The sequence below is a fragment of the Saccharomonospora cyanea NA-134 genome (assembly GCF_000244975.1).
Taxonomy (GTDB): domain Bacteria; phylum Actinomycetota; class Actinomycetes; order Mycobacteriales; family Pseudonocardiaceae; genus Saccharomonospora; species Saccharomonospora cyanea.
Window position 1 is genome coordinate 4,981,591 of sequence record NZ_CM001440.1, and the last position, 20,352, is coordinate 5,001,942.

Consider the following 20,352-nt stretch of genomic DNA (forward strand, 5'->3'; position numbering starts at 1 on the left):
CAACCCTACGGACCTGGCAGGATCACCGGGGTGAGCACACAACATCCGAGCCCCCGTGTTCCCGAGACGTTGTTCGGAGAGCCCGAACCGGAGGCCCGCTGGAGGGCCCGGTTCAGCGCGGCCCGGGTGTCGCTGCCGGGCTGGGCGATCGACGCCCCCGACGCGAGTCTCTACGTCTCCAACGCGAGCGGCGTCTGGGAGATCTACGCCTGGGACCGCGCCGAGGGCACGCACCGCCAGGTCACCGACCGCCCCAACGGCACCATGCACGGCGCGCTGTCACCCGACGGCGAGTGGATCTGGTGGTTCGACGACACCGACGGCGACGAGTTCGGCACGTGGGTGCGTGAGCCGTTCTCCGGCGGGGCGGCCCCCGCGCCGGCCCTGCCCGACGTGCCCGCCGGTTATCCGGCGGGGCTGGAGATCGGGCATCGCCTGTGCGCGGTCGGCGTGTCGACCGACGACGGCAGCGCCCTGTACACACACCGGGACGGCCGGACGGAGCGGTTCTACGCGAGCGAGCACGACGCCGAGGTGGCCGCGCTGTCGCGGGACGAACGGCTGGTCGCGATCGGGCACTCCGAGCACGGTGACTCCCGCCACCCGGCACTGCGGGTGCTGGCGTGCGACGGGTTCGGCGTCGTGGCGGAGAAGTGGGACGGCGAGGGGAAGGGACTCTCCGCGCTCGCGTTCTCACCGAGGAAGGGCGACCCTCGGCTGCTCGTGCAGCACGAGCGGCGTGACCGCGAGGAACTGCTGATCTGGGACGTCGAGGCGGACACGGAGACCGAACTCGACATCGACCTGCCGGGCGAACTCACCGGCGACTGGTACCCCGACGCCGAGGCCCTGCTGATCGCCCAGTTCGACAAGGGACGCACGAGGCTGTACCGGTACGACCTCGGCACGAGGGCGTTGACCTCCCTCGACTCCCGGCCCGGTTACGTCGGCGGCGCGGCGGTCCGGCCTGACGGCGCCGTGGAGTACTCGTGGTCGAACGCCGCGGAACCGCCGCTCGTTCGCGTGCGCGACTCGGACGGGCAGGACCGCGTCCTGATCACTCCGCCCGGTGAGCGGGCACCCGGCTCGCGTCCGGTCACCGACGAGTTCGTGCCCGGCCCCGGCGGCGACGTGCACGCCCTGGTCTCGACCCCGCAGGACGGGGCGCGTCCGCTGCCCACGGTGTTCCTCCTGCACGGTGGTCCGCACGCCGCCGACGAGGACCGTTTCTCCGCCTACCGCGCGGTGTGGCTGGACGCGGGCTTCGCCGTCGTGGAGGTGAACTACCGCGGTTCGACCGGCTACGGGTCGGCGTGGCGCGACGCCATCGAGGGCAGGCCCGGCCTGACGGAGCTGGAGGACGTCGCGGCCGTGCACGACTGGGCCGTCGAGTCGGGGCTTTCCGACCCCGCCCGGTGTGTGGTCGCGGGTGCGTCGTGGGGCGGGTACCTGACGCTGCTGGCCCTCGGCACCCAGCCGCAGCGGTGGGCCGCCGGCGTCGCCGGTGTGCCGGTGGCCGACTACGTCGCCGCCTACGCCGACGAGATGGAACCGCTGCGGGCGTTCGACCGCGCGCTGTTCGGCGGTGCGCCGTCGGACGTGCCCGAGGTGTACGAGAAGTGCTCGCCGATCACCTACGTCGACGAGGTCAGGGCGCCGGTGCTGGTGCTGGCGGGCGACAACGACCCACGCTGTCCCATCCGGCAGATCGAGAACTACCTCGACCGGCTCGCGCAGCGGGGTGCCGACTACGCGTTCTACCGCTACGACGCCGGGCACGGCTCGCTCGTGGTCGCCGAGACCGTCAAGCAGGTCGCGATCGAGGTCGACTTCGCGCGGCGCGCCGTCGGCCTGCCCTGAGCACACGAGTGAGGGCCACCTTCCCGCCGTGCGGTGGAGGTGGCCCTCACTCGGCTTCGCGCCCCTGTGGTCTCAGGCCTTCTGCGCCTGCCACATCCAGTGCTGCTTCTCCAGCTCCTGGGTGATCTCGATCAGCAGGTCCTGGGTGACCAGGTCGCTCTTGTCCGTCTCGTCGATCCGCACCCGCATGCGCTGGATCAGCCGGTCGAGAATCTCGACGATCTTGTCGACCGTCAGGTCGGTGGTCTGCCAGTTGTCCGGGTACTCGGGCAGCCCCGAGGACTCCATCACCGTCCGGGCCTTGCCGTTCGGCGACACGCCGATGGCGTTGGCCCTCTCGGCCACGTCGTCGACGAACTCGCGTGCCGCCGTGGTGAGTTCGTCGAGCTGAAGGTGCACACTGCGGAAGTTCCGGCCGACGACGTTCCAGTGCGCCTGCTTGGCGATCAGGCTCAGATCGATGAGGTCGACGAGGGTCGACTGCAGGACACTCGCCGTCAGCTCCTTGTCACTCTCCTTGAGCGGGCTCTTGATAGGCGAGTTCGCCATCGTGCTGTCCTCCCTGCGCTGTCGGATGACGCGGGATTACCCGTGAGTGGGATCTCCGAAACCCGCGGCGCGCTGCGCGAGGCCGAACTCGGCGACCTGACGACCGATGAGGCGCAGGTTGCGCTCGGTCCTCTCCTCGGAGGCGCCGCCCGCCTCGTCGAACTTCACCTCGGCGGAGTTCACGGCGCCACCGAGAGGGGTGGGCCAGCCGCGCAGCGCGTGCGCGATGGTGCGCATCTGGTTCAGCGTCGTGACGGCCGCCTGCCACCCGTGGGCCACGGCGATCAGCCCCACGGCACGGCCGTGCAGGTAGGGCCGGGAATCCTCCCTGAGGTCCTCGACGTAGTCCAGCGCGTTCTTGACGAGCCCGGACAGTGCCCCGTGGTAGCCGGGTGACACGACGATCACGCCGTCGGACTCGCGCACGGCGTCCACGAGTCGCACAGCGAGTTCACCGCGTTCGCTCACCCCGGCGTCGTAGAAGGGCAGGCGCAGTGCCTCACCGGTGACGGCCGTGGTGACTGCTCCGGCTTCCTCGGCCCCGGACAGAGCGATGCGCAGAGCCCGCTCGGACTGTGAGCCGCTGCGAAGGGAACCGCCGAGCCCGAGGACTCTGATCGCACGTTTCGCTGTCACCTTCCCGAGGCTAGACGTTCGACTTCGGTGGAGGTCCAGGGCCGTTCGGGGGAACTCCGTCACACCGGCAGCACGGCTGGCCACCAGGCCTACTGCCGAGTAACATCGACGTCACCGTCATGACGGGAGGAACTCACATGGCGATACCCGCCCGCATCCGTGTGCTGGCCGCCGGGGCGCAACTGCTCTACGCACTGCCACGTCCGTTGCGCCGTCTCGTGGCGGGAAGGCCCGTGCGCATCGACGGGCAGGAACTCGCCCTCGACGCGCAGCTCCTCCTGCGACTCCAGCAACTGTCCCGCACCACGTTCGTCCAGGAGTCGGTCGAACGGTCCAGGGCGTCCCTCGAAGTCTCCCGCCACCTCGTGAGCGGCGAGCCCGTCCAGCCGGTGCTCACCCGCGACGTGTCCATCCCGGCGCCGCACGGGGCGCTCGCGGCGACCCTCTACACGCCGGAGGGCCTGCCGAGCGGAGCGGGACTGCTCGTCTTCTACCACGGCGGCGGCTGGGTGGTCGGCACGCGTCAGAGCCACGACAACACCGCGCGGTTCCTCGCCAAGCACGCCGGTGTGCACGTGTTGTCGGTGGAGTACCGCCTCGCGCCGGAGCACCCGTTCCCCGCGGCGGCCGAGGACGCACTGACGGCGTTCGACTTCGCGCACGAGAAGGCCGGGGACTTCGGCGCCGACCCTCGGCGCGTGGCGGTGGGCGGCGACAGTGCGGGCGGCAACCTCGCCGCGGTCACCGCCCAGGTGGCCACCCGGCGCGGCGGCCCCGCTCCCGCGTTCCAGCTGCTGCTCTACCCCGCCGTGGACGCCACCCGGCGCCGCCGGTCGCGCGAGCTGTTCGCCGACGGGTTCTTCCTCACCGACGAGCACATGACCTGGTTCATCGACCACTACGCGCCCGCTGGTGTGGACCGCTCCGACCCGGCACTGTCACCGCTGCTGGCCGAGGACCTCTCCGGGCTGCCGCCCGCCTACCTCGCGACGGCGGGTTTCGACCCACTGCGCGACGAGGGTGAGGCCTACGCGGCCAAACTCGCCGACGCGGGCGTGCCCGTGGCGCTGTCCCGGCAGTCCGACCTCATCCACGGGTACGTGAACTTCCTCGGTCTCGGACGACGGTTCCGCGAAGCACTGGCCGAGGCCGCGGGCGCACTACGGATGGGACTGAGCCATCCCGTCACCGAGTGACACCGGATTGCCCTCACCTCCGCCAACTCGGCCGTCGCGGCCCGGCACAATGCCTGCCATGACCGGTCGAACCGCTCCGCGAGCCCTCACCGACCTGCCCTACCACCGCCACCTCGTGGAGACGGGCGAGCTACCCGCGGATTCGGCCGACCACGAGTACGTCCACGTCACCGGCACCGACCTGTCCTCAGTGGATGCCCCGGGTTCGCGGTTCGTGGAGTGCGCGTTCTCCGGTGTGGCCTTCGGCTCCGCCCGGTTGTCGCGGACGAACTTCACCGACGTCTGGCTGAACGGGTGCGGCCTCATCGGCACCGACGTCACCGCGACCGGCTGGCTCGACGCCGAGTTCGTCACCACCGTGCTGGCGGGTACGGCCGCCTACGACAGCACGCTGCGGCGTGTCACCTTCCACGGGTGCAAACTCACGTCGGTGAACCTGCGGGGAAGCAGACTCACCGACGTCACGTTCGTCGACTGCGCACTGCGCGACGTCGACTTCGGCGGTGCCACGCTCACGCGGGTGCGGTTCCCGCGATCGACGTTGCGGGACGTGCGGTTCGACAACACCGTGCTCGACCGCGTCGACCTGCGCGAGACCACCGAACTCCGGCTTCACCTCGGCGCGGGCTCGCTGTCCGGGCTGGTCATCGACAGTTCCCAGCTCCTCGGACTCGCCCCGAGCTTCGCCGCCGCACTCGGTGTCATCGTCGCCGACTGAGACCGCACGACGTGCGCGGCGCTACTCCTCCACGAGGGAAAGCGCCTGACTCGGGCAGATCTCCACGGCCTGGCGAGTGTTGTCCAGCTCTTCCCCGTCCGGCCGATCGACCAGGACGACGACCGTGCCGTCGTCCTCCCTCTGGTCGAACACGGCGGGCTCGGACAGTACGCATTGACCCGCGCCCACACAGCGCTCGGTGTCCGCGACGATGCGCATGGTCTGCTCCTACCAGGTCACGGGGAACTCGTGGATGCCGTAGACGACCGCGTCGTCCTTGAACGACAGCGAGTCCAGCGGCACGGCCGGGCGAAGACCGGGAACTCGCCGGAACAGGGTGTCGAACACGATCCGCAGCTCCATTCGCGCGAGGTTCTGGCCGAGGCACTGGTGAGCGCCGAAGCCGAACGCCAGATGGTGCCGCGCGCCGCGCTCGATGTCGAACTCGTCGGGCCGGTCGAACGCCTCCGGATCGCGGTTGCCCATGTTGCTCAGTGGCAGCACGCCCTCACCCTCACGGATCAGCACACCGCCGATCTCCACGTCGGCCACGGCGACCCTGGAGACGGCGAACTCCGCGATGGTGAAGTAGCGCAGCAGTTCCTCGACCGCGGATTCCGTCACCGCCGGGTCCTCCCGAATCCTGCGCATCTTCTCGGGATGCTCCAGAAACGCCATGGTGCCCAGCGAGATCATGTTCGCCGTGGTCTCGTGACCGGCGATGAGCAGCAGGAACGCGAGACTGATCAGCTCCTCACGGTCGTTCCGCTTGGCGAGCTGACGACTGAGCAGGTCGTCGGCCGGGGACTTCTCCTTCGCCGCGATCAGCTCGTCGAGGTAGTCGCGCAACTCGGTGAGGGAGCGCAGGCGCTCCTCCGGTGTGACCGTCCTGGTGATCAGGCACGACGAGTGGGTCTGGAAGAACTCGTGGTCGGAGTAGGGAACGCCGAGCAGCTCGCAGATCACCAGGGACGGCACCGGCAGCGACAGGGCTGTCACCAGGTCGGCCGGGCGCGGACCGGCGAGCATGGCGTCGATGTGCTCGTCGACGATCTCCTGGATACGGGGCCGCAGGGCGGCCAGCCGCTTCACGGTGAACTCGCCGACCACGGCCCGCCGGGCCGGGCCGTGTTCCGGTGGGTCCATGTCGAGCAGGGACGCGCGGAAGGCGACGTCCAGCCGTTGCCCCGCCACCAGGCGCGGGGAGTTCGGGTTGCCGCGGTCGGAGCTGAACCGCGGATCCGCCAGCATCGCCCGGATGTCCGCGTGCCGCGTCAGTACCCACACGGTGTCACCACTCGGCAGGGTGGCACGGGAGATCGGTGCTTCCTGCCGCAGCCTGCGGTGCTCGTCCGGCGGCGCGTGGGGACAGGAGCGGGTGATGGGCAGTGTCCCGGGAAGCTGAGCGGTCATGTGCTGCACTCCAATCCGGACGTGCGCGTATATGGAAGAAGGAATTCCGGTTAGCTCGTTTTCGCACGCTAGCGAAACGGGAAGGTCTCCCTCCACCGGCGAACGGGTGAGACAATGCCTCGATCGGTGAGTGGAAGGAACGAGATGGCGGCTGGCCCGGAAGTCGGGTTGCGTGCCGACGCGCGCCGTAACCTCGGCCAGATCCTCCTCGCCGCCCGCAGGATGTTCGCCGAAGCCGGCCCCGACGTGCCGATGGAGGAGATCGCGCGGCAGGCCGGGGTCGGAGTGGGAACGCTCTACCGGCGTTTCCCCGACAGGGAGGCGCTGATCCGCGCCGTCGCCCGGGAAAGCCTGGCCAACGTCGCCGACGAAGCCCGCCGCGCCGTCGAGGAGGAGCCCTCCGCCTGGGCGGCGCTGATCCGGCTCGTCAGGCATTCCCAGCGGTTGCAGGTGATCGTGCGACTCGCGCTGATGTCCTCCCGCGCCAGGGAGATCCTGCGCGACGACCCCGAGACGCAGCGGTCGTGCCGCGCCGTGCTGGCGGTGCTGGGTGAGATCGTGCGTGCGGCGCAGGACGAGGGCACGCTGCGCGAGGACGTGGGTGCCGGGGACGTGGCGGTGTTGTTCTCGTTCCTCCTCAAGCAGACGCCCGTGGCGAACGTCCCGGCGGCCTCCGTCACCGAACGCGCTTTCGTGCTCATGCTCGACGGTCTCCGCGCCCGGCCCGGCACCCCCCTGCCCGGCCGTCCCATCACCGAGGAGGATCTGGACTTCCGGCAGCCCGGCGAAGGCTGACCGGTGAGTTTTCTGGAATCACTCAGTTCTTCACTCTCCGTGTCGGCACTGGCGCGAAAAAAGCTCTTGCACGGGCGTACCACTGTGCGGTTCGGTCACTGACGTGGGCCTTCAGCAGTACCTCCAGCTGTTCCGAATCCGCGCTCTCCCGACGTCGATGCTGATCCTGCAGCTCACGCGGATGCCGATCGTCGCGTCGAGTGTCGTGCTGACCCTGCACGTGGTGAGCGAGCTGGGACGCGGGTACGGCGCGGCGGGCCTCGTCGGGACCGCCACGTTGCTCGGAACGGCGCTCGGCGCCCCGACGCTCGGGCGCATGATCGACCGCTACGGTCTGCGACCCGTCACCGCCGTCTGCGGGTCCGTCTCCTGCGCCTACTGGCTCATGAGCCCCTACCTGTCGTACGAGACCCTGCTCGTGGCCGCACTGCCCGCGGGTGCTCTCGTGGTACCCGCCGGGGCGATCTCGCGGCAGGTCATCAGCGCGCTCGTGCCCGCCGAACGCCGCCGAGCCGCGTTCTCCCTCGACCAGGTACTGCTCGAAGTCGCGTACATGAGCGGGCCCGTTCTGGCGATCTTCGTCAGCACCCAGCACTCGACGTCGGTCACGCTCACCGGTATGGGCGTCGCACACGGCGTGCTCGCGCTCGCGCTCTGGTACCTCAACCCGCCTGTCCGTTCCCCGGAGGAATCGTCCGCACCGGCCGAGCCCGGTCCGCCCCTTCGCACCTGGGTGTCCACGCGGTTCGTCGCCGCGCTCGCCGTCGCCATGGGAGCGGCGTTCGTGCTCATGGGCACCGAGCTGTCGACCATCGCGGCGTTGCGGGCGTCCGGCGACGTGGAGTGGACCGGGATCGTCCTCGCCTCCATGGGCGCGGCCTCCCTCGTCGGCGGCCTGGTGCACGGCGCGGCCCGCCGCAGCCTTTCCCAGCTCACGCTGATGGTGCTGCTGACCGTGCTCACGGTGCCCGTGGGGCTGGCCACCGAGGTCTGGTGGGTGCTGGCACTCGCGTTGGCACCCATGAACGCCATGTGCGCACCGACGTTGGCGGCCACCGCCGAGACCGTGAGCAAGCTGGTCCCGCACACCGTGCGCGGCATGGCGATGGGGCTCCAGGACTCGGCCACGCGCCTCGGACTCGGCCTCGGCAGTCCCGTCGTCGGGTTCGTCCTCGACCGTGCCGCCCCCGGCTGGGGCTTCGTCACCGCCGCCCTGGGAGGGCTGTGCTTCGCCGCCGTGGGAGCGGCCCTGTCGATGTGGGAGCGGAAACGCGAGGGCCGGTTGCCCACCTCACCGCCGCAACACGCCTAGAGGCACGCCTGGCGCAGGTTTTCGAGGCTGTTGAGGTTGTTCTCCAACCAGCCCGAGAAGTCGCCCAGGTGGTCGAGCTTGCGCTCCTCGAGCTCCAGGTAACCGTTGGCGATGTCGAACAACGTGTCCTGAACGGTCTGGTCCGCCACCTGGTTACCGAGGTCCTGCAACTGCTGGGCCTTCTGCTCGGCCTCGGCCGCCACCTGTTCGGGGCTGACGTCCGCGCTGAGGTCGATGATCTGCAACGCCTGCGTGCACACGGCCGCCTTGTCGCCCGCGGCCTCGACCTCCTGCACCGCCGAGGTGACCTCGTCACAACCCGCCAGCACCAGTCCCGACAACACCACAGCGGCGCACGCCGCCCGCCCACCCGTCATCCGCATGGTGACGACGTTACCGGCGACGGAGACACCAGCGGTAGAGCCAGGACGATGTCACACACGGACGGCGCGGATGCTCTGGACCAGAGATACGGACGGGCGGTCCCGAGGACGAAACGATTACGCCACGTGATGGTGACTTACCACCCCGGCGGGCCCGCGGTGCACTAGAGATCGAGCGGCATCGGCGCGCCCGCACCGGCATGTCGGCACCATCCCTCGAAACAGGAGTTCTTTCGTGAGTTTGCTCCGCCTGCTCAATCCCGTCGAGTTCAGGAAGTTCCAACTCCTCTGGCGCGAGGCGAAGCGCCTGGGAATCGAGTTCGACGAGCTGAGCACCGAAGACGGCATCCGAGCCCTCCACCGCCGGGTGGACCCGACCACTTTGGGGCTTCCGGCCGACGAGGACGTCACCGCCGATCCCCTCCTCGACCGGCCTGGGCTGGCGGAGGCCCACCAAGCTCTGCTCACCGGCGAGTGGGAGCCTGCGGCCCGGCTGCTGGCCGAGCACGGTGACGACTGGGCACGGCGGAGTCTGGACGTCGATGTCCTCGCGAATACCGCCGCCGCCGACAGCACCGCGCTCGACCGGTGGCAGTACGACCGGCCCGACGATCCGGACCTGCTGGTGCTACGGGCGGAGATGTTGGTGCGCCGCGCATGGAACGCCCGGGGCTCGGCGATCGCCACCGAGACGTCGGACGAGCGGTTCAGTGCCTTCTACCGGATCCTCGACGAGGCCGAGCCCGCCGCGTGGGCGGCCACCGAGGCCGCGCCGCACGATCCGACTCCCTGGGCCACGTTGGTCACCCTCGCCCGCGCCCAGCAGTGGAGCGAGGAAGCTCTCGAACGCGCCTTCGCCGAACTGTGCGCCCGGGCGCCGCACCACCGCGGCGGACACGACGCGGCCCTGCAGTACTGGTGTGCCAAGTGGCACGGCTCCCACGAGCGGATGTTCGCGTTCGCCGACGAGGCCGCGGCCAGGTCACCTGCGCTCACGCCACTGCGCCTGACCGCGGTGTTCGAGTATTCGGTGGGGAGGAAGCACCCCCGCCCCAAGACCTACGCCCGGCAGGCGATGAACGCCACGGCGGAGTGGTTGGCGGGCGACGGCGCCGGCTCGCCCTACGCCCACTTCGACCGCGGCCTGCTCGCGAGCCTGCTGGTGGACGCCAAACGCTACGACGAGGCGGTGGAACAGTTCCGCCTCCTGGGCTCCCACGCCGACTCCTGGGCATGGCAGTACACGGGAGACGCCCGGCTGGCGTTTCTGCTGTCCCGCTGGACGGCGTGCCGCCACGCGCGGAGATTCCGGAGGTAGGAACAACCGTGCCCCGGCGGCTCGTCGTGACGACGGCCACCGGGGCACCGCGGAAGTCGAGCTGTGTCAGGCCGCCTGCGCCACGAGCTCCGCGATCTGCACGGCGTTCAGCGCCGCGCCCTTGCGGAGGTTGTCACCCGCGACGAACAGGGCCAGCCCCCGACCGCCGTCGACACCCGGGTCGGCCCGAAGCCTGCCGACGTAGGACGGGTCGTTGCCCGCGGCCTCCAGCGGGGTGGGGACGTCGGACAGCCGCACGCCCGGAGCCGTCGACAGCAGCCGCGTGGCCGCCTCCACCGACAGCGGCCGCTCGAACTCGGCGTTGATCGACAGGGCGTGTCCCGTGAACACCGGCACGCGCACGCACGTGCCGGAGACCTTCAGCCCGGGAATGTCGAGGATCTTGCGGCTCTCGTTGCGCAGCTTCTGTTCCTCGTCGGTCTCCCACGAGCCGTCGTCCACGATCGAGCCTGCCATCGGCAACACGTTGAACGCGATCGGCCGCACGTACTTGGCGGGCTCCCCGAGGTCGACGGCCGCCCCGTCGTGCACCAGCTCGGTGGCGCGTTCCCCGGCGGCGCGGACCTGCGACGCCAGCTCCTCCACGCCGGCCAGGCCGCTGCCGGACACGGCCTGGTAGCTGCTGACCACCAGCCGCACGAGGTTCGCCTCCTCGTGCAGCGGCTTGAGCACCGGCATGGCCGCCATCGTGGTGCAGTTGGGGTTCGCGATGATCCCCTTGCGGGCGTCCTTCACCGCGTGCGGGTTGACCTCGCTCACGACCAGCGGGACGTCCGGGTCGAGCCGCCACGCCGACGAGTTGTCGATCACGGTGACGCCCGCCTCGGCGAACCGGGGAGCCTGCGCCTTGGACGTCGCCCCGCCCGCCGAGAACAGCGCGATGTCCAGACCGGAGGGATCGGCGGTCGCGGCGTCCTCGACCTCGATCTCCTCGCCACGCCAGGGCAGCGTGGTACCCGCGGAGCGCGACGACGCGAAGTACCGCATCCGCTCCACGGGGAAGTCGCGCTCCTCCAGCAACCTGCGCATCACCGCGCCCACCTGTCCGGTGGCACCGACGACGCCGACCCGCATGCCTGCCATCAGCGACCACTCCCCGCGTAGACGACGGCCTCTTCGTCGCCGCCGAGTTCGAATGCCTCGTGGATGGCGCGCACCGCGTCGTCGAGCTGCTCGTCCCTGATCAGCACCGAGATGCGGATCTCCGAGGTGTTGATGATCTCGATGTTCACGCCGGCCTTGGCCAGCGCCTCGCAGAACGTCGCCGTCACGCCCGGATGCGACCGCATGCCCGCGCCCACGAGCGACACCTTGCCCACGTGGTCGTCGTACAGCACGGCCGAGAAGTCCAGCTCCGCCTTGATCTTCTCGAGCTCGCTCACCGCCTTGGGACCGTTGGCCTTGGACAGGGTGAACGTGATGTCGGTGCGGCCGGTGGTGTTGGAGATGTTCTGCAGCACCATGTCGATGTCGATCTCCGCGTCCGCCACGGCGCGGAAGATGCGGCCGGCGGCACCGGCGTGGTCGGGCACACCGGTGACGGTGATCTTGGCTTCCGACCGGTCGTGGGCGACACCGGTGATCAACGCTTGTTCCACGGGGATCTCCTCAATCGAACCGGTCACGGTGGTGCCCGGCTTGTCACTGTAGGAAGAGCGGACTCGGATCGGCACCCCGTACCGGCGGGCGTACTCCACCGACCTCAGGTGGAGGATCTTGGACCCGCTCGCCGCGAGCTCCAACATCTCCTCGTACGGGATCGTGTCCAGCTTGCGGGCGTTCGACACGATGCGCGGATCCGCCGTGTACACACCGTCCACATCGGAATAGATCTCGCACACGTCGGCGTCGAGTGCCGCCGCGACGGCCACGGCCGTCGTGTCGGAACCACCCCGCCCGAGCGTGGTGATGTCCTTCGTGTCCTGCGAGACCCCCTGGAAACCGGCCACCAGAGCGATGTAGCCCTGTTCGAGGGCCTCCGTCACCCGCGACGGGGTGACGTCGATGATGCGGGCGTTGCCGTGCACGGACGTGGTCACCACGCCGGCCTGGGACCCCGTGAACGACCATGCCTCCGCACCCTGTGCCGAGATCGCCATCGCCACGAGCGCGTTGGAGATGCGCTCCCCCGCCGTGAGCAGCATGTCCATCTCCCGCTCCGGCGGAACGGGATTGACCTGCTGGGCGAGGTCAAGCAACTCGTCGGTGGTGTCACCCATGGCCGAGCACACGACCACCACCTGGTTGCCCGCCTTCTTCGTGGCGACGATCCGCTCGGCCACGCGCTTGATCCGGTCAGCGCTCTCCAGCGACGAACCACCGTACTTCTGGACTACGAGGGCCACTGCCTCGTTCCTCCTCGCATGCCGCGCCTGCCGCCGATCCGGTCTCGACGTCGGCGCGTGCGGATCGCTTCGAACATCAGAGTACCGGTGGCTCACGTCCCGTTTACCCAATTGTGTGGCGCCGACCACTGTCCGACCAGCATTTTCGGTGAGTGGCATACTCGACCGACGTGAGTGACAAGGAAGCCGCGACCAGCGTCAGGATTCACGAGATCATCGCCCGTCGGTGGAGTCCCCGCGCCCTCGACGGCGAGGCCGAGGTGAGCGGCGAACAGCTGCGCGCGCTGCTGGAGGCCGCCCGGTGGGCGCCGTCGTTCGGCAACACCCAGCCCGCGCGCTACCTGGTGGGCCTGCGCGGCGAGCCCACGTACAAGCTGATCCTCGACACACTCACCGAGAGCAACCAGTCCTGGGCTCACCGCGCCTCGGCGTTGCTCGTCGGCTGCGCGGTGACCCGCAACGACAAGGGCGCGGTGCCCTACGCCGAGTACGGCACGGGCCTCGCCACTCAGAACCTGGTGCTCCAGGCCGTCGCCGAGGGGCTCGTGGCCCGCCAGATGGCCGGGTTCAGCCGCGACGCGGTGCGCCAGGCGTTCGACCTGCCCGACGAGGTGGAGCCGCTGGTCGTCGTCGCCGTCGGCGTGCGCGCCGAGCCGGAGGTGCTCGGGGAAACTCGCGACATCGACCGGGAGAACGCCCCGCGCGTGCGCGTGCCGCTGAGCGAGTTCGCCTTCCGGAGCTGGGGTAACGCCGCGTTCTAGGCTGTTCTAGGCTGTTCTAGGCGGCCCCTGCCCGCGCGGCCGTCCTCGAAGGCGGCCGTGACGCGGACCTAGCTCGTGGCGCCGGGCCGGCCGCGCCAGTGGACAGTGTCCCGAGGCCCGAGATAGCTCCGGAGGCGCCGCTCCTCGACACGGTCGTGCAGGGGAAAGGTGAAGCTGGAGCCATCGGCCCAGGTCATGGTGCACGTGCGCAGGCGAAGCTCCGGCTCCTGCGGTGTCCGGGCCTCCCAGACGACACGTGGCTCGGGTGCGTCGGCCGGATCAGCCATCGTCGGTCCGGTGTCCACGATCGCGAGACACGACGGCGCGCACACCAGCCACGGCCCCTTGGCCGACCGGAGCGCATCGGCCGGGCCGAGCGCCATCGCGTCGGCAGGTCCCTTCACGTGGACCTGTCGTTTGAACGACGTCTTGCCGCCGTTTCCCGCACTGCTCGACAGGTACAGGACGTAGGCCACCGCGAAGCCGAGGCCGCGGAGGATGTTCCGGAAGAACCGACGGACGAGTCTCTTCCCCTTGACCGTGCCGTCGGACCTGCGGCCGGGGATGTCGAAGCCCAGGCCTGCGGCGTCCCCGAGCCGGAGCACGACGACGGGTTCACGCCACCGGGTGCGCATCAACTCCTCGACCCGCTCCCGGAAACCGGGGCGGACCATGATGCTGTGCCGCTCAGCCTCTCGGGCCTCCTCGGCGGCGAAGATCTTCCGCGCGGCCCGCCGCCTGGCGTCGGTGGACGCCGGGGTGACGAGCCCGTCCGGCGAACCGGTCGGATGTCGAGGTCCCGGCGTGTCTGTTCCAGGCTCTGGTCCCCGCTGATCCCGCTCTTGTCGAACCACGGCTCGTCTCCTCCGAGACCGACGTCTTCCGTGCCCTCGTCGGCGGCACTGCGCGGCAGGCGTCCGTCAGCTCGACAGGCCGCCGATCCGCCGGACCAGCTTGGCGGCGACGGAGGACACCACGAGCCAGAAGACCGCGGCGATGCCGTAGTTGACGAGCACCAACAGCTTCGGATCGCTGGGTTGGAACAGGTCGTGGAAGCCGAGCGCGAGCCCGCCGGACCAGTCCGCGGCCCACGCCACGATGCCGTTCTCCACGTTCGCCTCGCCGACCACGAAGACGACATGCAGCACGAGCACCGACGCGAAGAGCAGCCCGAGCCAGCGGACGGTGCCCGCCAGCAGGCCGACGACCCGGTCCTTGGCGGCTCTCCAGTCCGTCGAACGCCGCGCCCCGGGTTTCGGTTCCCCGGTGTCGTCGCCGGTCCCGTACGCCGACACGGAACCTCCGGGCCCGAGCACCTGCATGGCTTCCTCGGCTTCGCGGCTCGGCGCCTTCTTCTCGGCGTGCTTGCCCATGGCAGAAGTTTCGCACGTCACGCCGACCGATTGCTACGGGCCGGTAACCAGCGGAAACGATCACGGGTAACGGTTCGGTGTCGGCCCGGTCCTCCTCCCCCGCCCGGCCCTGGGTTAAGGTGACCGACGTGGCACGTGCTCTTCTGCTTCGCTGCCGCGACGGGGCCTGACCAGACCGGCTCCCCGTCGCGGGGGTTTCGTGATGCCGCCGGTCGTACACGATCCCTACCCACAGCGAGCAGGAGCCTCTTTCCGACATGAGCACGTCCGATTCCCAGTCCCCGTCCCCGAGCCGCATCCGCACGCCGTCCCGTCCCGCCCCGGTGGACCAGCCGGCGTGGAACCTCCAGCGCGGCTCGTCCATGCCGTACCACCGCTACCGTCCCTGGCACCGCCTGGTCGAGGACATCTCGCTGCCCGACCGCACCTGGCCGGACAAGCGCATCGAACGGGCACCGCTGTGGTGCGCGGTCGACCTGCGTGACGGCAACCAGGCGCTGATCGACCCGATGTCGCCCGCGCGCAAGCGCAAGTTCTTCGACCTGCTGGTACGCATGGGCTTCAAGGAGATCGAGGTCGGTTTCCCCGCCGCGAGCCAGACCGACTACGACTTCGTCCGGGAGATCATCACCGACGGTGCCATCCCCGACGACGTCCGTATCCAGGTGCTGGTGCAGTGCCGCCCCGAGCTGATCGAGCGCACGTTCCAGGCGCTGGAGGGCGCGCCGCGCGCCATCGTGCACATCTACAACTCGACGTCGATCCTCCAGCGTCGCGTGGTGTTCCGGGAGGAACGCGAGGGCATCAAGAAGATCGCCACGCAGGCCGCGGAGCTGGTGTCCGAGTACGCGGCCAAGTACCCCGACACGGACTTCCGCTTCCAGTACTCCCCCGAGTCGTACACGGGCACGGAGCTGTCGTACGCCGCCGAGGTGTGCAACGCGGTCACCGAGATCTGGCAGCCCACGCCGGACGACCCGGTGATCCTGAACCTGCCCGCGACCGTCGAGATGGCCACCCCGAACGTCTACGCCGACTCCATCGAGTGGATGCACCGCAACCTCGAACGTCGTGACTCGGTGATCCTGTCGCTGCACCCGCACAACGACCGCGGCACCGGTGTCGCCGCCGCCGAACTGGGCTACCAGGCGGGCGCCGACCGTATCGAGGGCTGCCTGTTCGGCAACGGTGAGCGCACCGGCAACGTCGACCTGGTCGCGCTGGGCATGAACCTGTTCAGCCAGGGCGTCGACCCGCAGCTGGACTTCTCCGACCTGGACGAGATCAAGCGCACCGTCGAGTACTGCAACCAGTTGCCCGTGCCCGAGCGCAGCCCGTGGGCCGGCGACCTCGTGTTCACCGCGTTCTCCGGCAGCCACCAGGACGCCATCAACAAGGGGTTCGACGCGCTGCGCGACGCGGCGGGCAAGGCGGGAGTGCCGGTGGACGAGTACCCGTGGGAGGTGCCGTACCTGCCGATCGACCCGAAGGACGTCGGCCGCACCTACGAGGCCGTCATCCGCGTGAACTCGCAGTCCGGCAAGGGCGGCATCGCCTACATCATGAAGACCGAGCACCAGCTCGACCTGCCGAGGCGGCTGCAGATCGAGTTCTCGAAGACCATCCAGCGGCACACCGACACCGAGGGCGGCGAGGTGGACCCGCAGACGATGTGGCAGGCCTTCGCCGCCGAGTACCTGGAGCCGAACGCCCCGCTGGAGCTGGTCAAACAGCATGTGGTGGCCAACGGCGACTACGAGCTGACGGCGACGATCCGCCTCGACGGCGAGGAGCAGGACGTGGTGGGCCGGGGCAACGGCCCCATCGCGGCGTTCTTCGACGCGCTGGCCACGGTGGGCTTCGACCTGCGGCTCATGGACTACAGCGAGCACACCCTCACTCCGGGCGACGACTCGAAGGCCGCCTCGTACATCGAGTGCGCCATCGAGGACAAGGTGTACTGGGGTGTGGGCATCGACCACTCGATCATCACCGCGTCGCTGCGGGCCGTGGTGTCGGCGGTGAACCGCGCCCACCGGTGAGGTCGTGATCACGGCACGGCGGTCCGGCTGAGGACTTCTCAGTCGCGGCGGCGTTGGATGGTGGCGTGGACGACGTCTCGCTGCTGCTGCTCTTCGCCGTCGCCGTCGTGCCGTTGGTGCCGACGGAGATCGCTCTCGTCGGCATGGGGGTCGCCGCCGCTAACGGTGGCGACCCCTTCGTGCTGGTGCTGGCCGTCGCGGTGGCGGGCTGCCTCGTCTCCGACGTCGGCCTCTACACGGTGGGCAGGCTCGGTGGCGCTCACGTCCTCGACCGGCTGCGGAGCAGGCCGTCCGCCGACTCCAGTGCCCGCTGGATCGGCAGGCACCTCGACCGGCGCGGTGTGCCGATCCTCGTGCTCGCGCGCTGGCTTCCCGCGGGTGGCACCGTGGGCGCGTTGCTGGCGGGCTCGCTGCGCTGGTCGGCGACGAGGTTCCTCACGGCGTCGCTGATCGGGGTGCCGTTGTGGTGTACGTACGCGGGCGGGCTCGGCTACCTGGGCGGCACCCTGCTGGAGCAGACGCGGTTCGGCACCGTGTTCTCGGTGGTTCTCGCGCTGCTGGCGGCCTGTGTGATCGCGGTCGTGTTCCGCCGCACCACGTCGTGGTCCGCGGAGGCATGATGGCTGGGTGCGAGCGGAACGTCTGGTGGCTCTGCTGTTCACCCTGCAGAGCAGGCGCAGTGCCACGGTGGCCGAGTTGGCGGAGGCCCTCGGCGTGTCACAGCGCACCATGCACCGCGACCTGGCGGCGCTGTCGGCGGCCGGAGTTCCACTCTGGACGGAGCCGGGCCGGTACGGCGGTGTCCGGCTCGTCGAGGGCTGGCGGACGCGCCTCGACGGATTGACCGCGCGCGAGGCCGTGGCGCTCTTCGCGATGGGCGCGCCGAGGGCGCTGGCCGAACTCGGGCTGGGCACGGCCGTCGCGGGCGCGCACGCCAAGGTGACCGCAACGCTGCCCGCGCCGCTTCGCGAGCAGGCCCGGCAGGTGGCGCAACGCTTCCACCTGGACGCACCCCGCTGGTTCCGCCCCGACGAGGACACCGCCCACCTCGCCGACCTGGCGCGTGCGGTGTGGGAGGAGACGAGGTTGCGGGTGCGCTACCGCCCCAGCGGCACGGGTGAGGAGGTCGAGCGGACGCTCGACCCGCTCGGCCTCGTGCTGAAGGCGGGCGTGTGGTACCTCGTCGCGCGGGCGCGGAGCTCGATCCGCACCTACCGTGTCGCGCGGATCACCGCCGTCGAACACCTGGCCGAGAGCGCCGGCCGCCCGGAGGACTTCGACCTCGCGGGTTGGTGGTCGGACTCGTCGGCGCGGTTCGAGCGCTCGCTGCGCCGGCTCCCGGTACGGGTGAGGTTGAGCCCGGCCGGTGTGAGGGCGCTGCCGACGGTGTTGGACGCCGATCTCGCCGCGGCGGCGCTGGAGGGCACCCACCCAGGTCACGACGGCTGGACCGAGGCCGTCATAGAGTTCGAGGCGCCCGACGTCGCGGTGGGACAGCTGCTCGCCCTCGGCACCGAGGTGGAGGTGCTCGAACCGGCGACGGTGCGAGCGGACTTCGCCGAAGTGGCGCGGCGCATCGCGCAACGCCACGGAGGTTAGCCGCGAACGCCGGGTGACGATGCGGGTGGGGAAAACCCTACCCCGACCCGGCAGGTCCACTCCAGTGTGGACCGTCAGCGGTGCGAGCAGGCTGGATCGCGTCCACTTCTCGACGCATCCGGGGGTCTCTTCCGTGACAGTTCTGTCCAAACCTGTCGCCGCCGTACACCGCTGGCACAAGCCGTTGCTGGTCCACTCCGCGCTCATGGGCGCACTGGTCGTCGTGTCGCTGATCGGTCTGCTCGTCGATCCGCGCACGCTCGGCGGGGAGTCGGTGTGGGTCAAGCCGCTGAAGTTCGGGCTGTCCTTCGGCGGCTACGGGCTGACTCTCGCATGGCTGCTGTCCAAGCTGGTCAGAGGTAGAGGCGCGGGCTGGTGGTTCGGCACCGTGTTCGCCGTCAGCGGCGTCCTCGACGTCGGCGTGATCACCGCCGCGGCGGCCTCCGGAACGTTCAGCCACTACAACACCGGTGACGACGCGCTGAACACGGTGGTACAGACGACGTTCGAGTACTTCGTGCCCCTGCTGTTCCTCGCGAACGTGGCGATCGGCATCGTCGTCCTGCTGCAACGCGCCGGTGACCGGGGAGTCCGGACGGCGCTCGCCACCGGACTCCCCATCGCGAGCGCGGGCATGCTCGTGGTGTTCCTGCTCTTCGGCTACACGGCCCGGACAGAGCGCACGGACGTGAACTCCGCGCACGAGTCGGTACAGCTGAAGGGCAGCCACTCGATCGGCGCGGACGTCTCCGGAGGCGGCGGCATGCCGATCACGGGCTGGAACCTCGCGGGCGGCGACATCCGCGTGCCGCACTTCATCGGCCTGCACGGCATCCACGTCCTGCTGCTGCTGGCCGTCGGTCTCTCCGTGCTGGCCGCCCGCCGGGCGTGGCTGCGCGACGACCGGGTCAGGGCTCGGCTCGTCGGCATCGCCGCCGCCGGATACACCGGCCTCTTCGCCGTCACCACCTGGCAGGCGCTCCGCGGCCAGTCGGTGGTCGACCCCGACGCCGCGACCCTCGCCGCACTGTTCGTGGTCCTCGCCGGAACCGGCGCGGCGGCCGTAGCCGTCGCCCGCCGCGCCATCGGCACCACAGCAGCCGCGCCGCCTCAGCGGTAACCGGTGGGGTCGGCGGGCTTGCCCTGCTGCTCCACCTCCATGATGTAGCGCCACCCGTCGGGACGGCTGCCGTCGACGTCGTCGATCTCGTAGAGCTTCGCGAGCTGGCCGCTGTTGAGCGTCTGCCCGGAGAAGCGCGACTTCTCCTCGTCGGCGGCCAGCGCCGCGACGGTGCGGCCGACGAACGTCGGTGTCTCGGAGATGCAGAAGTGCGGCTGGTCGGCCAGCGCGTCGCGCCAGTTCTCCTCCGTGACACCGAACTCGTCGAGCATCGCCTCCGACCGGATCCAGCCCGGAGTGAACGCCACGGCCGTGCAGCCGTACTTCGCGGTCTCGGCGGCCTCGCCGATGGCGAGGGTGTGCCCCGCCGCCTTGGCGACGTAGAACGCGAGCGTGGTGCCCTCGCGGTACTTCGCGTTGTACTCGGCGGTGCCGTCGGTGAGTTCCACGACGAGTCCACCGCGCCGCTTCAACACCAGCGGAAGCAGGAAGTGCGACGTGATGAGATGCGCGTCGATGCCCAGGCGGATCATCCGCAGGCTCGCGTCCAGCGGGTGTTCCCAGACGGGCTTGCTCCAGCCCAGGTGGGTGTCACCGCCCCACACGCCGTCGATGAGGATGTCCAGCCTGCCGTGTTCGGCGTCGATGCGCTCGGCCAGTGTCCGCACCTGTTCCGGGTCGAGGTGGTCGACCCGCACCGCGACGCCCTTGCCGCCCGCCTTCTCGATCAGCTCGACGGTGCCCTCGATGGTCTCCGGCCTGCCGACCTCCGACCGGTGCTCGCCGGACGTGCGACCGGTGACGTAGACGAAGGCGCCCGCCCGCGCCAACTCCACCGCGATCGCCCTGCTCGCACCCCGCGTACCACCCGCGACCAGCGCGATCTTGCCTGTCAGTTCGTTCATGCCTCC

General features: G+C 70.1%; 21 protein-coding genes. 11 read left to right on the top strand and 10 right to left on the bottom strand.

From position 1 onward, the window contains the following. Positions 1-30 precede the first annotated feature (30 nt). The gene (locus tag SACCYDRAFT_RS23235; RefSeq protein ID WP_005459927.1) at positions 31-1,860 is read left to right on the top strand and encodes a S9 family peptidase; all 1,830 of its coding nucleotides are present in this window, start codon (positions 31-33) and stop codon (positions 1,858-1,860) included. Positions 1,861-1,932: 72 nt separating this feature from the next. Here SACCYDRAFT_RS23235 and SACCYDRAFT_RS23240 read toward each other — a convergent pair whose 3' ends face one another. Further along, positions 1,933-2,409 (bottom strand): Dps family protein, encoded by a 477-nt coding sequence (locus SACCYDRAFT_RS23240; RefSeq protein ID WP_005459928.1) that lies wholly within the window; start codon positions 2,407-2,409, stop codon positions 1,933-1,935. A 36-nt stretch (positions 2,410-2,445) separates the two neighbouring features. Then, on the bottom strand, positions 2,446-3,045 hold the full coding sequence (locus tag SACCYDRAFT_RS23245) for an NADPH-dependent FMN reductase (RefSeq protein ID WP_043536842.1): 600 nt from the start codon (positions 3,043-3,045) through the stop codon (positions 2,446-2,448). Between the two features lie 137 nt (positions 3,046-3,182). Here SACCYDRAFT_RS23245 and SACCYDRAFT_RS23250 point away from each other — a divergent pair, with 137 nt between their 5' ends. Together SACCYDRAFT_RS23250 and SACCYDRAFT_RS23255 are read left to right on the top strand one after the other, a co-directional pair. Continuing rightward, on the top strand, positions 3,183-4,241 hold the full coding sequence (locus SACCYDRAFT_RS23250) for an alpha/beta hydrolase (RefSeq protein ID WP_005459932.1): 1,059 nt from the start codon (positions 3,183-3,185) through the stop codon (positions 4,239-4,241). 58 nt (positions 4,242-4,299) lie between these two features. Next, on the top strand, positions 4,300-4,959 hold the full coding sequence (locus SACCYDRAFT_RS23255) for a pentapeptide repeat-containing protein (protein ID WP_043536844.1): 660 nt from the start codon (positions 4,300-4,302) through the stop codon (positions 4,957-4,959). Between the two features lie 21 nt (positions 4,960-4,980). On the opposite strand, the gene SACCYDRAFT_RS23260 is transcribed toward SACCYDRAFT_RS23255, so the two are convergent. Together SACCYDRAFT_RS23260 and SACCYDRAFT_RS23265 are read right to left on the bottom strand one after the other, a co-directional pair. Next, on the bottom strand, positions 4,981-5,178 hold the full coding sequence (locus SACCYDRAFT_RS23260) for a ferredoxin (RefSeq protein WP_005459936.1): 198 nt from the start codon (positions 5,176-5,178) through the stop codon (positions 4,981-4,983). Between the two features lie 9 nt (positions 5,179-5,187). After that, positions 5,188-6,372 (bottom strand): cytochrome P450, encoded by a 1,185-nt coding sequence (locus tag SACCYDRAFT_RS23265; RefSeq protein WP_005459938.1) that lies wholly within the window; start codon positions 6,370-6,372, stop codon positions 5,188-5,190. Positions 6,373-6,516: 144 nt separating this feature from the next. Here SACCYDRAFT_RS23265 and SACCYDRAFT_RS23270 point away from each other — a divergent pair, with 144 nt between their 5' ends. After that, on the top strand, positions 6,517-7,167 hold the full coding sequence (locus tag SACCYDRAFT_RS23270) for a TetR/AcrR family transcriptional regulator (RefSeq protein ID WP_005459940.1): 651 nt from the start codon (positions 6,517-6,519) through the stop codon (positions 7,165-7,167). 103 nt (positions 7,168-7,270) lie between these two features. Next, complete coding sequence (locus tag SACCYDRAFT_RS23275; RefSeq protein ID WP_043536846.1) at positions 7,271-8,479, top strand: MFS transporter; 1,209 nt, start codon at positions 7,271-7,273, stop codon at positions 8,477-8,479. On the opposite strand, the gene SACCYDRAFT_RS23280 is transcribed toward SACCYDRAFT_RS23275, so the two are convergent. Continuing rightward, positions 8,476-8,862 (bottom strand): hypothetical protein, encoded by a 387-nt coding sequence (locus SACCYDRAFT_RS23280; RefSeq protein WP_005459944.1) that lies wholly within the window; start codon positions 8,860-8,862, stop codon positions 8,476-8,478. The two genes, SACCYDRAFT_RS23275 and SACCYDRAFT_RS23280, sit on opposite strands and share 4 nt — an antisense overlap. A gap of 235 nt (positions 8,863-9,097) precedes the next feature. Between SACCYDRAFT_RS23280 and SACCYDRAFT_RS23285 the strand changes: the two genes are divergently transcribed. Further along, a complete protein-coding gene (locus SACCYDRAFT_RS23285; protein ID WP_005459948.1) occupies positions 9,098-10,180 on the top strand; it encodes a YfgM family protein in 1,083 nt (360 codons plus the stop codon). 66 nt (positions 10,181-10,246) lie between these two features. Here SACCYDRAFT_RS23285 and SACCYDRAFT_RS23290 read toward each other — a convergent pair whose 3' ends face one another. Next, a complete protein-coding gene (locus SACCYDRAFT_RS23290) occupies positions 10,247-11,284 on the bottom strand; it encodes an aspartate-semialdehyde dehydrogenase (protein ID WP_005459950.1) in 1,038 nt (345 codons plus the stop codon). Further along, positions 11,284-12,546 (bottom strand): aspartate kinase, encoded by a 1,263-nt coding sequence (locus SACCYDRAFT_RS23295; protein WP_005459952.1) that lies wholly within the window; start codon positions 12,544-12,546, stop codon positions 11,284-11,286. The genes SACCYDRAFT_RS23290 and SACCYDRAFT_RS23295 overlap by 1 nt, the downstream gene beginning before the upstream one ends. 170 nt (positions 12,547-12,716) lie before the next feature. Between SACCYDRAFT_RS23295 and SACCYDRAFT_RS23300 the strand changes: the two genes are divergently transcribed. Then, a complete protein-coding gene (locus SACCYDRAFT_RS23300) occupies positions 12,717-13,307 on the top strand; it encodes a nitroreductase family protein (RefSeq protein ID WP_043537497.1) in 591 nt (196 codons plus the stop codon). A gap of 68 nt (positions 13,308-13,375) precedes the next feature. Here SACCYDRAFT_RS23300 and SACCYDRAFT_RS23305 read toward each other — a convergent pair whose 3' ends face one another. After that, positions 13,376-13,981, bottom strand: coding sequence for a hypothetical protein (locus tag SACCYDRAFT_RS23305; RefSeq protein WP_005459954.1), 606 nt, complete (start codon positions 13,979-13,981; stop codon positions 13,376-13,378). Positions 13,982-14,227: 246 nt separating this feature from the next. Then, positions 14,228-14,680: a hypothetical protein gene (locus tag SACCYDRAFT_RS23310; RefSeq protein WP_005459955.1), complete on the bottom strand. Its 453-nt coding sequence runs from the start codon at positions 14,678-14,680 to the stop codon at positions 14,228-14,230. 257 nt (positions 14,681-14,937) lie between these two features. Here SACCYDRAFT_RS23310 and leuA point away from each other — a divergent pair, with 257 nt between their 5' ends. The 4 genes from leuA (at position 14,938) to SACCYDRAFT_RS23330 (ending at position 19,441) form a co-directional block, all read left to right on the top strand. Beyond that, positions 14,938-16,722, top strand: a complete 1,785-nt coding sequence (gene leuA / locus SACCYDRAFT_RS23315; RefSeq protein WP_005459956.1) for a 2-isopropylmalate synthase — start codon at positions 14,938-14,940, stop codon at positions 16,720-16,722. 65 nt (positions 16,723-16,787) lie between these two features. Then, positions 16,788-17,342, top strand: coding sequence for a DedA family protein (locus SACCYDRAFT_RS23320; RefSeq protein ID WP_005459957.1), 555 nt, complete (start codon positions 16,788-16,790; stop codon positions 17,340-17,342). A gap of 7 nt (positions 17,343-17,349) precedes the next feature. After that, on the top strand, positions 17,350-18,321 hold the full coding sequence (locus SACCYDRAFT_RS23325; protein ID WP_005459958.1) for a helix-turn-helix transcriptional regulator: 972 nt from the start codon (positions 17,350-17,352) through the stop codon (positions 18,319-18,321). Positions 18,322-18,454: 133 nt separating this feature from the next. Continuing rightward, positions 18,455-19,441, top strand: coding sequence for a hypothetical protein (locus tag SACCYDRAFT_RS23330; RefSeq protein ID WP_043536848.1), 987 nt, complete (start codon positions 18,455-18,457; stop codon positions 19,439-19,441). Here SACCYDRAFT_RS23330 and SACCYDRAFT_RS23335 read toward each other — a convergent pair. Next, positions 19,432-20,346: an SDR family oxidoreductase gene (locus SACCYDRAFT_RS23335; RefSeq protein WP_005459967.1), complete on the bottom strand. Its 915-nt coding sequence runs from the start codon at positions 20,344-20,346 to the stop codon at positions 19,432-19,434. The genes SACCYDRAFT_RS23330 and SACCYDRAFT_RS23335 overlap by 10 nt on opposite strands. Positions 20,347-20,352 lie beyond the last annotated feature (6 nt).

Bases quoted from the DNA above. Each gene is read 5' to 3' on its own strand.
- SACCYDRAFT_RS23240 (WP_005459928.1), bottom strand. From the start codon at position 2,409: ATGGCGAACTCGCCTATCAAGAGCCCGCTCAAGGAGAGTGACAAGGAG.
- SACCYDRAFT_RS23250 (WP_005459932.1), top strand. From the start codon at position 3,183: ATGGCGATACCCGCCCGCATCCGTGTGCTGGCCGCCGGGGCGCAACTG.
- SACCYDRAFT_RS23255 (WP_043536844.1), top strand. From the start codon at position 4,300: ATGACCGGTCGAACCGCTCCGCGAGCCCTCACCGACCTGCCCTACCAC.
- SACCYDRAFT_RS23260 (WP_005459936.1), bottom strand. From the start codon at position 5,178: ATGCGCATCGTCGCGGACACCGAGCGCTGTGTGGGCGCGGGTCAATGC.
- SACCYDRAFT_RS23265 (WP_005459938.1), bottom strand. From the start codon at position 6,372: ATGACCGCTCAGCTTCCCGGGACACTGCCCATCACCCGCTCCTGTCCC.
- SACCYDRAFT_RS23270 (WP_005459940.1), top strand. From the start codon at position 6,517: ATGGCGGCTGGCCCGGAAGTCGGGTTGCGTGCCGACGCGCGCCGTAAC.
- SACCYDRAFT_RS23280 (WP_005459944.1), bottom strand. From the start codon at position 8,862: ATGCGGATGACGGGTGGGCGGGCGGCGTGCGCCGCTGTGGTGTTGTCG.
- SACCYDRAFT_RS23290 (WP_005459950.1), bottom strand. From the start codon at position 11,284: ATGGCAGGCATGCGGGTCGGCGTCGTCGGTGCCACCGGACAGGTGGGC.
- SACCYDRAFT_RS23305 (WP_005459954.1), bottom strand. From the start codon at position 13,981: ATGGTCCGCCCCGGTTTCCGGGAGCGGGTCGAGGAGTTGATGCGCACC.
- SACCYDRAFT_RS23310 (WP_005459955.1), bottom strand. From the start codon at position 14,680: ATGGGCAAGCACGCCGAGAAGAAGGCGCCGAGCCGCGAAGCCGAGGAA.
- leuA (WP_005459956.1), top strand. From the start codon at position 14,938: ATGAGCACGTCCGATTCCCAGTCCCCGTCCCCGAGCCGCATCCGCACG.
- SACCYDRAFT_RS23335 (WP_005459967.1), bottom strand. From the start codon at position 20,346: ATGAACGAACTGACAGGCAAGATCGCGCTGGTCGCGGGTGGTACGCGG.